The organism is Polaromonas sp. P1_F9, assembly GCF_056405615.1.
Map to the genome: position 1 here is coordinate 1,074,511 of NZ_JBFUBT010000001.1, position 14,888 is coordinate 1,089,398.

The 14,888-nt window shown below is 60.9% G+C and carries 8 protein-coding genes; 1 reads left to right on the top strand and 7 read right to left on the bottom strand.

The window, feature by feature from the left end; genetic code table 11:
• Window positions 1-23: 23 nt before the first annotated feature.
• The 5 genes from AC1DYR_RS05030 to AC1DYR_RS05050 all read right to left on the bottom strand — a co-directional run bounded on the left by AC1DYR_RS05030 (window position 24) and on the right by AC1DYR_RS05050 (window position 9,406).
• Window positions 24-1,661, bottom strand: coding sequence for an alpha/beta hydrolase (locus tag AC1DYR_RS05030; protein ID WP_477704092.1), 1,638 nt, complete (start codon window positions 1,659-1,661; stop codon window positions 24-26).
• Between the two features lie 48 nt (window positions 1,662-1,709).
• Window positions 1,710-3,617 (bottom strand): cupin-like domain-containing protein, encoded by a 1,908-nt coding sequence (locus tag AC1DYR_RS05035; protein WP_477704093.1) that lies wholly within the window; start codon window positions 3,615-3,617, stop codon window positions 1,710-1,712.
• A 74-nt stretch (window positions 3,618-3,691) separates the two neighbouring features.
• Window positions 3,692-5,464: an outer membrane protein assembly factor BamB family protein gene (locus AC1DYR_RS05040; protein WP_477704094.1), complete on the bottom strand. Its 1,773-nt coding sequence runs from the start codon at window positions 5,462-5,464 to the stop codon at window positions 3,692-3,694.
• Between the two features lie 4 nt (window positions 5,465-5,468).
• Window positions 5,469-7,004: an HlyD family type I secretion periplasmic adaptor subunit gene (locus AC1DYR_RS05045; RefSeq protein ID WP_477704095.1), complete on the bottom strand. Its 1,536-nt coding sequence runs from the start codon at window positions 7,002-7,004 to the stop codon at window positions 5,469-5,471.
• An 86-nt stretch (window positions 7,005-7,090) separates the two neighbouring features.
• The gene (locus tag AC1DYR_RS05050; RefSeq protein ID WP_477704096.1) at window positions 7,091-9,406 is read right to left on the bottom strand and encodes a type I secretion system permease/ATPase; all 2,316 of its coding nucleotides are present in this window, start codon (window positions 9,404-9,406) and stop codon (window positions 7,091-7,093) included.
• Window positions 9,407-9,835: 429 nt separating this feature from the next.
• On the opposite strand from AC1DYR_RS05050, the gene AC1DYR_RS05055 reads away from it, so the two are divergent.
• On the top strand, window positions 9,836-10,894 hold the full coding sequence (locus AC1DYR_RS05055) for a S1C family serine protease (protein WP_477704097.1): 1,059 nt from the start codon (window positions 9,836-9,838) through the stop codon (window positions 10,892-10,894).
• Between the two features lie 134 nt (window positions 10,895-11,028).
• On the opposite strand, the gene AC1DYR_RS05060 is transcribed toward AC1DYR_RS05055, so the two are convergent.
• Window positions 11,029-12,720: a ShlB/FhaC/HecB family hemolysin secretion/activation protein gene (locus tag AC1DYR_RS05060; RefSeq protein ID WP_477704098.1), complete on the bottom strand. Its 1,692-nt coding sequence runs from the start codon at window positions 12,718-12,720 to the stop codon at window positions 11,029-11,031.
• A 27-nt stretch (window positions 12,721-12,747) separates the two neighbouring features.
• Window positions 12,748-14,888 (bottom strand): beta strand repeat-containing protein (locus AC1DYR_RS05065; protein ID WP_477704099.1); only part of this gene is annotated, 2,141 nt, incomplete at its 5' end.

Genomic DNA, 14,888 nt, shown 5'->3' on the forward strand with positions numbered 1-14,888 from the left:
AACACCGGACCATTTCGGATGAGTCACTCAGCATGGCCCACCACTCCTATCTCTTTCAGATACTCCTTGAGTGCCACCCGCCAAAAACTGGGTTTGGCATAAATAAAGTGTCCGTCACCTTCAATCGGCGGGCTCAGCAATAGACTCCCCTTGCCCCCAGCCTTCTGAAATGCATCGTATGAAGCCCGAATCGTGGTTGGGGTGTAACGGCTGTCGTTTTCCGCGAACACCCACAATGTTGGGGGGCGGGTGGTTTTGCCAAATTCAGCAAAGCCGTTCACCATCATCTGATTGAGATTCGTGGGGCCGCTTGCGCCGGTCATATTTGTACGACCTCCCGAAAAATCGATTGCGCCTATCAGGCCAGCAGGGTTCTGGCTGGCGATATACATGGTGGTGTAACCCCCGGCGGACTGACCCGACAGAATGACCCGTCCGGCATCAAGATCCTTGCGTGTCTTGAGCCAGGCAAGCGCCGGCAATATGTCTTCAGCATGCACGCGGGCTTTGTACGTAGCGTCGGCGTCTCCTGCCGAAAACCCCGTGGGGTAGGTTCCCTCGGACATACCGACCCCGCGCCGTGCCGGCATCAGCACGGCGACACCCAGTTGCAGGAACTCACGTGCCACCACCATGTCGCGTATCCGGCTTTTGTAACGCATGGCGGCGTTGTCGCGCTGGATGTCACCATGACTCCACACCATAACGGGATAGGGCCCGGGGCCAAAGCTGCGAGCTTCGGGCAACAACAGCGTGGCTTCCAGCTGGTTATGGCCAAAAGCAGCAGGGGCCTGGTAGGTGATGATTTCCTCTCGCCACGCGATTTGAGCATCCGCGTGCCCTATAGCCGAAGGAGGTTCCTTTCCATCCAGCCAGTCGGCCACGGCCTTCGCAACGTCCGTCTCTTTTCCATAAAAAAGATGCTGACTGGTGCGCCCGCAACCAGGCGCCGGATCTTGCTGCTCATAACCCACCTGGATAAAGGTGAAACGGTTGCGGGCGGCAATCTCTCTCGCCTCCAGGAAAGGCGCACTATCACACTGGGCGCCGAGGGCATGCAGCACTAGGACCGGACTACGCACCCCGCTCCACTGAGCAGCGCGGTAGTTTCCCAATGCGCTGGCAGAAAGCACAATCTTGTTGAACCCGTCCAGATCACTGGCAACGTCCAGCAAAGGGCCCACCAGTCCGAACCCAGCGAGATGAATCTGTGCGTCGGGAAACAATAGTTTCGCTTCTCTGGCGGCCGCGGCAAGGTCTTGCCGCACTTCGCGAGGCGGGCGGTCATCCATATTTCGCCGGTTGGCATCGCCGGGGGTATCCACATACATCACGGAAATTCCTTGCGCCCGAAGTTGAGGCAAGGCCCGCATCCAGACACCGCCGACGCTCAGCGTCGTGGTGCCGTCGGACACCTTGAGCTGCTGTGCGCCCAAGGGCTGCGGATATACCAAAACATGCCGCACAGGCGGCATGCGGGCCGATGAAGCACCGGCGACGGGCGTGGCAATAGCAAGTTGGACGCTTTGCCCTGACGAGGTACGGGGCGACAAGGTTTGCACAGTCCAATTTTGCCCCCACGCCAGGGAGGCGGCCCCCAACACGAGCACCGCAAGAGAAACCTGCACACAAATGATCGGCAGTTCACGAATCTTTTTCATCTTTCCTCTCCTAATGACGAAGTCAGGTAAGGCATCGGAATTTTTGACTCACTTCAAACTACTCAAGATAAGTGGCTGGTCACGGGTCCACCTGTTGGCGGACAGAGAGAGGCCCGTGGCGCGCACCTGATGAAACCAACCGGCGGGCAGGTACAACATTTCACCCGCCTGCACCGCACACTCCACGATCCGCGCGTTGTGCGCCAGCGGAAAAGCCTCATAGTCAGGCGCCTCCGGATCGAAGGGAGAGCCAAAAAGCACAGGGTTGGCCTCCCGCAGGTATAAAAATTCGGCGTGATGCGGTGGACAGAGGAGGAAGCATTTTTGTCCCCATACCTGTGCAAAAAGGTTGTCGTCGTAATCGCAGTGCAGCGGCGTGACGGTGCCAGCGGGGCCTAGCCAGATTTTGGGCGTGGCCCAGGTTTGAAAATAGTCAGGCCACTTGCACAACTCGGTCAGTTGAGGCAGTGCCTGATTGCCCAGGTAAGGTGGCAAGTCCGCAGTGTTTTGAGCAATCAGTTCAAAGTACTCTGCCAGAGACATCTCCTGCTGCTGCCGCTGCGAGGTAAAGGCTTTTTCGGCATAGTCCGCCACGCGAGCACGCACCGGCAATGTTGCAAAGCGCTCTTGCAGGGTTTGCGGCGTCAGCGCTGCCAAGGGCCATTGATTGACGATGCCTCGCACAATAAAGGGCGTGCCGGCCTTGGCCAATGACTGGAAGGAAGTCGAATCGAGCGCATCCACTTTCGGCACGACAGAAATCTCCGGGGTGAGGCGGGAGGCCTTGATCACACGGTCACGAATCACGGCCATGGCCTTGGCGCCGCGCGCCCTCTCGGGAGCCTCCGGATCGTCCGCCACCAGCGGGACAGCAGGACTTGGGGCTGAGGCCAAAGCCGGTTCCGCTTTCGGTGGCGATTGCATTGATAAACCGTAAATGGCCTTGCCAAGGGCCTCTATCTCCTTGAAGGTGCTCACCGTCGCGATTTTCGAAAGAATCGCATCCTTCAGTTGCTCGGTGTCCAGCAGCATTGCAGCAGTTTCGTCCATCTCTGTCAGTACATCTTTTGCAGCCTGCACCAGTGTTTGGCCACGTCCCGCGGCGTGGCTGATCAGCACCGCCGCATCGATGTTTTTCGGCATCTGCCCGCCCTGAGCCAGCACTTCCTGCGCAATGCGGCCCTTGTGCTTGAGCACCATGTCGTCGAGCAAATACTCCGAGACATGGCTGCGGCGCATGGCGTTGACTTTCAGGCGCAACTGGACGCTGAGCCTGAGTTTCTCCTGCTGAAGCTGGTCCGGTGTTGGCACCGCAATCAATTGGCGCGGCGTCGTGTGCTCAGGTTTAGGTTTGAATTTCTCATTCGACTGCGGCACGATCTCATTCATCAGCCGTTGGCGTATGTGCATCAACTGCTGCTGATCGACAGCAGCATCGATGGCGACAGCTATCTCATCCCTGAGCAACTCGCTGTCCAGCAACAGACGCATTTCGCTTTCGTGTGCATTGACTGTGCGCTGGGCCATTTCCCGCAAGCTGATGCCTCGCACCGCCGCACTTGCGGGCAGGAGCTTCCAGCTCTGGATATCACCGGTCATCCCGCCCAGGATCGATCTGGCTTCCTCCAGCCTGAGCGTGCGCATCATGCCACCCATGACTGACGCCGGCGCAAGGGGTTTGCGTAGCGTGTCGATCTTGTCGCGCAGCAATTTGTGCAGCGCTTCCTTGTTGCTTGCCAGCAGGGTCTGGCCAGTGTCGGGTTGCTTTTTCTCCCGCGCATCGACAAACTCCATGCCGTTAAAACGCCATCCCCAGCAGTTACGCAGGCTCATGCCCCTGGGCAAGTCACCCTGATAGGGGCTGACGTAATACCAGTCGCCTTCCGAGGGCGGGGTGTAGTCAGGATCGTCGGTAAAGTAGACCACGCGATGCGATTTGACCTGGCTGACAACCAACCAGGTTTTTGCAGAAGACTGCGCTGGCGATGCCTCTGGGGCTTCTGCTGCGTCAACGACTTGGAGATGTGGGGTCATACAAAAGCGATTTCTTTGAGACGCTGAAGAGAGCTGGATGCAAGGGCGGCTTGCACGCGGGCTATGTCGCCGCAATAGTGGGCATGAATATCGAAGGCCAGGAGCCCCGATGAAGAACTCGCGGCCACGAGTACAGCGCTTTCGGGCCCCTGAACGGCGACCGCCGGAGGCTGGTGATACGTGCCCGGGATCTGGCCCTCCCACACCTTGAGTTCTCTCACAGGGTCCAGCACCGCCAGATGGCCTTGACGGGATAGCACCGCCAGATAGCTGCCGCACCATACGGGCTGCCAGCAGCCCGGGCTACGCAACCTGCTGAGCCAGCGTATGGCCCCCGATTCGAGGTCAAAGGCCGTGAAATGCCACTTCCCGTCCATGACAAATACGGATTTCTCGTCCGCCACCAGAAACTGGTGCCAGAGCCCCTGACCGTAGCGGCGGGTCCAAATCAAATTTCCGGTCGCCATGTCAAAGCAATGCAGCCGCCCGCGTTCCGTGGCGACGTAGAGACGGCTGTTGCCGTCGACGCTTCTTACAAGCGGCTGGCCTCGAACCAGGCCTTCCGTCTTTTGCCGCCATTTCACCTGCCCGGTGAGCACCTCCAAAGCAAGGAGGTTTTCATCGTTGCACGGAGCGGCCACAAGGCCGGTCGCAGAACAATAGACGGTGCTTCCCGGGGGCCACCAGTCATGCCTGTGCTTCCAGAGCAATTTGCCCGTATCCAGTTCCAGGCATTGAACATGGCCACAAGGCTTGCCGCCATTCCACTGCTCTGTATTGATGAAGATCTGGCCACCTGCTTCGTCGATCGCCGGTGTGGCATGGATGCTGGAGTCTATTTTCCGTCGCCACTCAATTTCGCCCGTTCCGGCATTCAGGCGAGTGAGGCTTCCGTCGTAGCATCCGTAGATCAGGCTACCGCCGGAGTACTGCAGCCTTTGGACAATACCCTTTTGGGGCGCCTCCAGGCTAGGTACGGACCACTGGATATCGCCTGTGCCCAGGTCGTGCTTCCACAGTGTGCTGTTTTCATCCGCCACAAAAACCGAACCGGCTGCGATCACTGGAGCGCATTTTGTGGGGTAAGCCAGTGCCTTGTTCAACCCCATTCGCCACCACCGCGGTGACGCTTGCAGAAAGTCGGGAGAGCTGCCTTTCATCAAGGGTGGAACAGCGTCGTGGCAGTCCCGGCTCAACCCGATATCGTGGCGGCTGAACAGGCTTAGCACGGGAAGTTCGGACGTAGCGATTTGCCGCGAGCCCAGAGGTTCCCACATGTCAAAAAACAAGGCCAGGGCGACCAGCTCAAGCTTCACACCGTCGGCCTTGAGCGCCTCGCGCACCAAAGGCAGGGCTGAACCGGCTTTCATGAAATCGTCGAGCATCACGGCCCGCTTCCCATAAGCAGCCACGCGATTGCCTTCGACCCACTTCTTCTGGTTGTGCTCTTTTCGTTTGTCACGCACCATCAGGACCTGCAGTTCCACACCGTCAGACAATGCGGCAAGCGCCGTAGAAAACAGCAAAGGAGAGGCACCAAAACCCGGTCCTATGAGCACTTGGGGAGCCAAGGGCTTTATCAATCGCCACATCAAGCGACCAGCCATTTCAACGTTGCGGGCTTGCGTGAGCATCCTGCGAAAATCAAAAACCAGTTGATCCGTGAAATGAAGGGCTTGGTCAACGATCTGGCGGCGCAGCAGGTCCCACTCCGGAGCTTGCTGCACCGGAACTGCGTCAGTAACGTGGGCCGGAATTGTCACGTTCACGGTCTCACCGCTCCCTCAAACTCTCACTACCCGCCCTCTGAATCGGACTCAGCAAATACTCAATCACCCGCCGCTGGCCGGTCTTGATCTCTGCGGTCAGGTTCATGCCGGGCACTAGTTGAATCATCTTTCCGTCTACATCGATCTGCTTGGTCATCAGCGCCAGCGTGACCGGAAAAATTGCACCGCGTTTCTCGTCGTTCACCGCATCGGCGGTGACGCGGTCAACCTTGGCTGACACCGTACCGTAGCGGGTGTAGGGAAAAGTTTCGAGCTTGATCTCGGCGCCGTTGCCTACGTTGACGAAGCCGATGTCTTTGTTCTCTAGCGTGACTTCGGCTGTGACTTGTGCGCCTTCGGGCACGATGATCATCAGGGCTTGGGCTTCAGTGACGACGCCGCCTGTGGTGTGGATGGCGAGTTGCTGCACCACGCCGGCGACGGGTGCTTTCAGCGTGGTGAGGTTTTCGCGCTGGGTGGCTTTGGCTTGTTCTTGTGTGGCCTGCTGGCGTTTGAGGTCGGCCTGGGCTTCGCGTTCGTAGAGCGTGCGGCGCACTTCAGCCAGGTAGGCGGCGCGGCTGTTTTCGCTTTCGCGCAGGGTAGCCTGGGTTTGCAGCAGGTTGGCGCGTTGGGTAGCCAGGTCGCGCTCGAGCTCGACGCGTTCGCGGGTTTTGTCTTGTGTGGCGTGGCCGGAGATATAGCCCTGGTCTACCAGCTTTTTAAAGTCTGTCTCACGCGCCTGGGCCATGGGCACGGTGGTTTCGAGTTTGGAAACCACGGCCTGCGCCGTGACGATCTCGGCCTGGCGGCGGCTGATTTCGGAAGACAGTTTGGCGAGCTTGGCCGTTACATCGCCCCACTCGCCTTGCAGTTGTGCCTGCGCGGCCGCAGTCTCGGCTGCAGACCATTCTTTAGGGAATTCAGGGATGTATTTGGCCTGCAGCCCTGATGCAGCTTGCCCGTGTTGCTGCAAATTTTGTAGCGCCTGCTGGATGGCGTGGGTGCGCAACACTTCCGACAGCGCTGATTTGAGCTGGTCTTGCGCGGTGGTTTTGTCGGCGCTGGCGGCAGTGGGGTCAAGCTCTACCAAAGGCTGGCCAGCGACCACATGGTCACCGTCATCGACCAGCACGCGCTTGACCACGCTGCGCTCCAGCGGCTGGATGAGTTTGGTGCGCTCGCTCACCACCACGCGCCCGGGCGCCACGGCCACGATGTCGATCTTGCCGAAGATGGACCAGACCAGCGCGATGACAAACAGCCCCATGATGAGATAGGCCAGGCGCCGCGGTGCGGGGTGCACCGGCGTGTCTTGCAGGCTGAGTGCGGCGGGCAAGAAAGCTGCCTCGTCGCTCAAGCGGCGCGGGCCGGCGAGTTCGTCGCGATGCGCCCAGGCAGCGCCAAAGATGGCGCGATAGCGGGCCAACAATTCGATGACCGGATGGCGGGGCTTGGCGGGTACGGCGGTTTCCTTGTGAACTTCAGCCGGTGCTTCACCTTTGGCGGTTATGTCTTCCACGTCGGGCGCAGGTTGCTTCATTTGATGTTTCTCTCGCCCGTCAGCGGCAGCGGCTTCGGCAGGTGCGGAGCCTACGGCTACCGGCTTTTGATCTTCAGGACCGGTACTCATGCCGAGGCCCCTTCCATCGGTTGTTTACCGTCCTGCATGCGCCAGAGGTGCGCATACAGGCCTTGCGGTTTCTGGATCAGTGCGTCGTGCGGGCCTGCTTCAACAATCTTGCCTTTGTCCATCACGATGATGCGGTGCGCGTGGCGCACGGCGCTCAGGCGGTGGGCAATGATGAGCACGGTACGGCCTTTGCAGATGTGGGCCATGTTGCGCTGGATGATGGCTTCGCTTTCGTAGTCGAGCGCGCTGGTGGCTTCGTCAAAAATCAGGATGCGCGGATTGGTGAACAGCGCACGCGCAATGGCGATGCGCTGGCGCTGCCCGCCGCTGAGTGATGAGCCCTGCTCGCCTACATGCGTGTCGTAGCCTTCGGGCAGCTCGCTGATGAACTCATGCGCGCCGGCCAGTTGCGCCACGCGCACCACCGCTTCAATCGGCGCGGCCGGGTCGGTGATGGCGATGTTCTCGCGCACACTGCGGTTGAACAGCAAATTCTCTTGCAGCACGACGCCGACCTGGCGGCGCAGCTGGGCAGCGTCGATCAGGCTGATGTCGATGCCGTCGACCAGCAGGCGGCCGCCTTCGGGTGAATACAGGCGCTGCACCAGCTTGGTCAGCGTGCTTTTGCCGGAGCCGGAGCGGCCGACGATGCCGATGATCTCGCCGGGTTTCACGTCGAGGCTGATGCCGTGGAGCACGGGCGGCGCTTCTGGCCGATAGCGGAACACCACGCCGTCGAGCGTGATGCGCCCCTTGATGGGCGGCAGCTGCGCGGCGCTGCTGGGCGGCACTTCGGTGCGGGTGTTCAGGATGTCGCCCAGCCGCGCAACAGAAATACCGGTTTGCTGAAAGTCTGTCCACAGCTGGGCCATGCGCATGATGGGCTGGGCCACGCGCTGGGCAAACATGTTGAAGGCCACAAACTGGCCGACAGTGAGCTCGTTGTTCATCACCAGGTGCGCGCCGTACCAGAGCGTGGCAGCGTTCACGAGCTTGCCGATCAGGTTGATGCCTTCATGCGCCCACGTGGCCAGGTTCTGCGTCTTGAAGCTGGCGCTGACGTACGCAGCGAGCTGGTTGTCCCAGCGTTTGCCAAAGCTGGGCTCGAGCGCGCTGGCCTTGACGGTCTGGATGCCGGTGATGGTTTCGACCAGCATGGACTGGTTTTCGGCGCCACGCGCAAATTTCACGTCCAGCCGCTGGCGCAGGATGGGCACCACGGCCAGGCTCAAGCCAAAGTACAGCGGCAGGCTGACCATGACGATCAGGGTCAGCGGCACGCTGTAGAACAACATCACGGCGATAAAGATGACCGAGAACAGCACGTCAAGCACCACGGTGAGCGCGTTGCCGGTCAGGAAGCTGCGAATGTTCTCCAGCTCGCGCACGCGCGCCACCGAGTCGCCCACGCGCCGCGCCTGGAAGTAGGCCAGCGGTAATTGCACCAGATGGCGAAAGAGCCGCGCGCCCAGTTCAACGTCGATACGGCTGGTGGTATGGCTGAAGACATAGGCGCGCAAACCGTTGAGGATGCTTTCAAACAGCACCACCACCACGAGGCCGATGACCAGCACGTCAAGCGTGGTGAGGCCTCGGTGTACCAGCACCTTGTCCATCACGACCTGGAAGAACAGCGGGCTGACCAGCGCAAACAGCTGCAGCATGAAGGAAATCAGCAGCACCTCGCCGAGCAGCTTGCGGTATTTGACAAGGCTGGGCACAAACCAGGAAAAGTCGAACTTGGCGAGCTCACCCGCCAGCGCGGCATGGCTGGTGATGAGGATCAGCTCGCCCGTCCACTGGCTTGCGAAGACTTCAACCGACTCGATCGTTGGCCTGTTCGACGGCGTGGCCGGGTCCTGAAACAGCACACGCTGGCCGTCGCACTGGGCCAGGATGACCGTACGGACTTGCTTGCCGGCGGCACCGGTGCTGCTTGCTGCGTCGTCTGCGGGCTTCAGAAAAGCGAGGGCCGGCAGCGGGACGAGCTTCAAGCGGTCGGGTCTGGATTTGGAGAGCTTGGCTTTGAGCCCGAGGTGTTTGGCCGCACGCAGCAATATGCTGGCGTCAATGTCGTCACTCGGGGAAACGCCGAGTTGGTGGGCAAGGGTATGGGGGTCTGCGGCAACCTGGTGAAAGCGCGCCACCAGGCACAAGGCAGCCAGCGCGTTGATCGGGGGTGCCGGCTCTTCAGTTCCCGGCGCCGCTGATAGCGGGGGCGGGGACTCCTGGGCTACCGCGCTCGCAGCGGTCAATTGCAGCCCCGGCCACAGCGAAGGAATCGCTGCGAACGCACAGGTGCCATCGCACATGTGGCTGGCGCAAATCTTCCGCAGTAAGCTTTTTTGTCTGGCATGTCCCAAGGCCCGGTGGCGAGCCCCTCCCTGTTATTTGTTCCAAACTGTATCGCAATACGCAGAGCTTGCAGCAGCCAGTTACGTTATTTTCAATATCGATTTGGGTACTAATTACTTAGTCATTTCCAAACTACGGGAATACATATTGCTTTTGAACTTGGTGCCGTCACTACTTAGCTGGCTAAGAATTTTTTCGCCCCGTCCCCCTCCTTTTGCAGACCCCGTTGAGGTCAAAAAACGAGACATGGCAAGTTGGGTAGTGATTGCGCTGAATGTTTGTTACGCACTTCCCAAGATTCTTTTGACCCTGCCGCTTGTAACGCCATTTATTAGCGTGCATTCTTGAGCTGCGTTGGGATTGTTCCTTCCGTTCAGGAGTCCGTCATGTGCACCTTGCGTCAGTGGCTCTGCATCCTCCTTTCAAGCTCATTGCTGTTTGGCACGCCCTGGCTTGCCAACGCACATGCGGCCACCGTGCAACCCCCCGCGGCGCAGGCCATGATGGACGCGCTGACCCGCGCCACGACGGCGGTGGTCGGCGTCAAGGTCACGGCGATGGAAGATGCACGCTCGGCCGAAACGCTGGGCCTGCGACGTGCCGGCTCGGGGGTGCAAATCAGCCCGGACGGGCTGATCCTCACCATCGGCTACCTGATGCTGGAGGCCGAACACATTGAAATCGTGACGCAAGACAACCGCACCTTGCCGGCGCGCGCCGTTGCTTATGACCTGGCGACCGGCTTCGGGCTGTTGCGTCCCTTGCTGCCGCTGCGTGGAGTAGGTGTAGTGGCCCTGGGCAACGGCAAAGACCTGCAGCCGGGCGAGCCGCTGATGGCCGTCACCGGCCCGCAGGCCGATGAGGACGGCGACGTGAGCATGACCCGGCTGGTCAGCCGGCGCGCGTTCTCCGGCAGCTGGGAATACCACATCGAATCGGCGCTGTTCACCAGCCCACCCATCATGGCCAGCGGCGGCAACCACAGTGGCGCCCCGCTCTTCAACCAGAAAGGCGAGTTGATGGGCATAGGCTCGCTGCTGGTGTCTGATGCCACAGGCGAAAACCGCCGCCTGCCGGGCAACATGTTTGTGCCGGTCGATTTGCTGCGCCCCATCCTCGCGGAGCTGCAGCGTTCAGGCGCCAGCACGAAAAGCCGCAGGCCGTGGCTGGGCATCACCTCCAATGACCAGGGCGGGCGCATACAGATCCTGCGGGTCAGCAAGGAGAGCCCTGCAGACCTGGCCGGGCTGGAGGCGGGCAACGTGGTGCTGGCAGTGGACGACGCCAAGGTGGCCACGCTCGAAGCTTTTTATAAAAAGCTGTGGGACCGTGCTGCGCCCGATGCAGAAGTCAGGCTGACGGTGCTGCAGGGTGCAGAAGTCAAAACCATTGTGCTCAAGGCCCAGGACAGGATGCTGACGCTCAAAAAACCCGCCGGCATCTGATTTTTACAGTGAAAACAGGCTGTGGCCCTTATAAAACAATCCTGAGTAGCTATTGATTTAATAGCACCACGGGGCTACGCGAATTGACAGCCCTGGCCCCACAAGCCAGGAATGGGCACAAACAGCGGAGCCTTTCAAAAACTGTAGGCGACCTCGGTCCACATACGCGTCGAATCTGTCGTCCTGATCAGCTCGGGTGTCGACCCCAGGGGTGAGGCCAGGTAGGCACGGGCCCGCCACTGGTTGAGCCCGGTCCAGTCAAGGCCGACCCCCGCTCCGCTGAGCGTCGCGCTGTTGGCACCTGCCACCCACGGCCGTTGATTGACCTTCAGGTAGGCACCGTCCCAGAACGCCACCGCCTGGAGCTTGCCGCCAACAACCTGCCCCAGGTCGTAGCGCAGCTCGACGCTTGTGCGGTAACCCGTATCACCCGACAGCGCACCCACATCGTAGGCACGCACCGAGTAGGGCCCACCCACGGACATTTTTTGCGACGAATCGAGGTTGGTGTTGGCCCACTGGCCTGCCCATGAAAAATGCAGCGTGCTGTTTTGCCCCAGGCGCTGCAGGCGGGAGAAGCCCAGATTGGTCTTTGAAAACCAGCCCTGTGTTCGTGCACTGGCCGCATCGTCCAGCTGCGCCTCTGCAGCGTCAAAAACCACCCTGCCCCGGGTCCATCCCAGGCTCCAGGTGTTGATGCCGCCGGACAGCAAGGTGTCCCGCCAGTCCCCGGTCAGGCTCGACGTCCAGGAGTCAAGATGCCGGTCAGTTTTCATTCCTGCCACGTCTACACGCTCGCGCAACTGCACCGTGTCGTACTGAATCTGTCCATAGAGGTTGACCGTCTGACTTCGCACCAGCGGATGCTTGCCCCAGAGGCTGCCGGTTTCGGCGGAACCATGCGCGCCAAGTATTTCAAGAGACCCGCCAATTTTGTAGTCCAGCAAGGAATAGGCGGCTCCTGCGCGGGTGCCCTGTCCGTTCAACAATGATTCGTAGCCCACCCGTCCGTAGCTCAGCCCCTTCCCGGAATTCAGGCCGCTCAGGCTCAGGACATCGCCATGCTTCAAGGGGTTGTTGACGTACACCGTACCGCCCAGGCGGGCTCTTCCTGTATAGCTGTTGCCGTAGTCGTCCACAACCAGGCTTCCTGAAACCGCCGGGCCGGGCGTGGTATCGATACTCAGATCGGAGGCACCCATCCCGTCGCCGGGCCTTAAGGTTGCCTGCACCACCACGCTGGGTATGTCCGACAGCAATAGCAGGGACTTGTCCAGCAAGGCCTGGTCGACTGGCTGCCCGTTTTTCAGCGGCGCTACCGTTGCCTGCAGCAGCAAGTCGTTCACGCGCGTCTGGTTGTTGACGCCGACCTTGCCGTAGCGCGCCTCGATCACCAGAAAGCGAACAACGCCCGACTGGATCACCTGCGCAGGCACCACGGCCCGGGCAAAGGTCTGGCCCCTGCTGTGGTAGTACTGGCCTATGCGCCCCGCCATTTCGTCGAGCTGGTCAAGCGTCAGGCTTTTGCCTTCAGCATCGGCCACCAGTGCATGCAGCGTGGCTGTCTCGAAGAGGGTGTTGCCGATGATGTTGATCGATTTGACATCCACCGTCACGGCGGGACGCGCAGATGGCGGCGGGACATTCCCCTCATTGCTGAGGGGCGGCCTTTCTCCGCGGGGCGATGGGACGGCTTGCTGGGACGGCTGGACCTGCTGGAGGATGGTGCCGATATCAACCGGCATTGGGTCAGCCGCCTGGGCCGCGAACAGGGGCGCGGCTGCCAACAGCAGCACAGCGTGCTTACCGGATACGTTGCATTTCATTAGAAAACTTTTGTGGGGTGGCGGTATTTACTTTTGAGCGGCCAGCACACCGTTTTGCAGCTGCACGCCGCCGTCAACGATATGCAGGCGCGGATCTCTTCTCACTGTGGCAACCACATCCCGCAGCACCTCGACGGCCCCGCCGGAAACCACCATTTCTTCTCCACCAGAGGCATCGGTGCTTGCGCTGCGGGTAACCCGCAGGACGGGTAATGCCTCGACGAGCTCTGACTTGGAACGTGTCCCATCCACGGCCTGTTGCATGGCGGCGTCGGCACCGTCATCAGCGCCTCCCCGCCCAAGCGTTCCCACCCGTGCGGGCGCGGCTGTGACAGGCAAGGGAGTAATGGAGGCGGTCAGCCCGGTGGGTTGCACCACTGTGTAGTTGGCCGCGTCGATCCCGCCCAGGGTATAGCCGGTCACGGTCACGGGCTTTGCGTTACCCACATTCGCATTGGCAAAAGCACCGCTGCCGCCACTGACGCTGACCACGTCACCGACCAGGGCCGCCACGGCGGCGGTACCGCCCAAAGTGGCCGCAGTCGTTCCGTCAAAAACCTTGTTCTGCGCATTTACACCGGTGACAGCCAGGCTGGCCGGTGTGATGTTTGCCGTGACACCTGTAGGTTGCACCACGGTGTAGTTGCCGGCATCGGCTCCGCCCAGCGTATAGCCGGTCACCATCACGATCTTGCCGTTGCCCGCGTTTTTGTTCGCGAAGGCGCCACTGCCGGTGCCACCCACAGTCACCACGTCACCGCCCAGGGCTGTGACCCCCGCCGTTCCGTTGAGCGTGGCGTTGGTGGTGGTGTCGTAGACCTTGTTGTTGGCCCCGACGCCTGTAACAGCCAGGCTGGCCGGCGTGATGTTGGCTGCGAGGCCGGTGGGCTGCACCACGGTGTAGTTGCCGGCGTCGGCTCCGCCCAAGGTGTAGCCGGCCACGGTCACGACCTTGCCGTTGCCCACATTCTTGTCAGCAAAAGTGCCGCTACCGCCACTCACATTCACCACGTCACCACCTAAAGCAGCCACAGCGGCTGTGCCGTTGAGGGTGGCTGCAGTGCTCGCGTCATACACCTTGTTGTTTGCCCCTACACCCGTAACCGCCAGGCTGGCCGGTGTGATGTTGGCAGTCACTGCCGTAGGCTGCACCACGGTGTAGTTGCTGGCGTCGGCACCGCCCAGTGTGTAGCCGGTAACCGTCACAGCTTTACCGTTGCCAACGTTTTTGTTATTGAAATTGCCGCTGCCGGTGCCGCCCACCGTCACGGTATCGCCGCCCAGGGCCGTCACCGCGGCTGTTCCGCTGAGCGTGGCTGCAGTTGTGGTGTCGTAGACCTTGTTGTTGGCATTCACACCTGTGACCGTGAGGCTGGCGGGGGTGATGTTGGCGGTCACCGCCGTGGGTTGCACCACGGTGTAGTTGCTCGCATCAGCGCCGCCCAGCGTGTAGCCGGTGACGGTGACGACCTTGCCGTTGCCCACGTTCTTGTTAGCGAAGGTGCCACTGCCCGTGCCAGCCACGTTCACCACATCGCCGCCCAAAGCGGCAACACTGGCCGTGCCATTGAGCGTCGCCGTGGTGGTCGTGTCGTAGACTTTGTTGTTGGCTCCCACACCCGTGACAGCCAGGCTGGCCGGTGTGATGTTGGCGGTCACTGCCGTGGGCTGCACCACGGTGTAGTTGCCGGCATCGGCGCCGCCGAGGGTGTAGCCGGTGACGGTGACGGCCTTGCCATTGCCCACATTTTTGTTGGCGAAGCTGCCGCTGCCGGTGCCGCCCACCGTCACCGTGTCGCCACCCAAAGCTGTCACCGCCGCTGTCCCGCTCAGCGTCGCTGTGGTGGTCGTGTCGTAAACCTTGTTGTTTGCGCCTACGCCGGTCACAGTCAGGCTGGCCGGCGTGATGTTGGCCGCGATACCTGTAGGTTGCACCACGGTGTAGTTGCCAGCATCGGCCCCACCCAGTGTGTAGCCGCTGATCGTCACAGCCTTGCCGTTGCCCACATTCTTGTCGGCGAAGGTGCCGCTGCCACCGCCCACCGTCACCACATCGCCGCCCAGGGCCGCGACGTTTGCGGTGCCATTGAGCGTGGCGGTGGTGGTGGTGTCGTACACCTTGTTGTTCGCGCCCACGCCCGTAACCGCCAGGCTGGCCGGTGTGATGT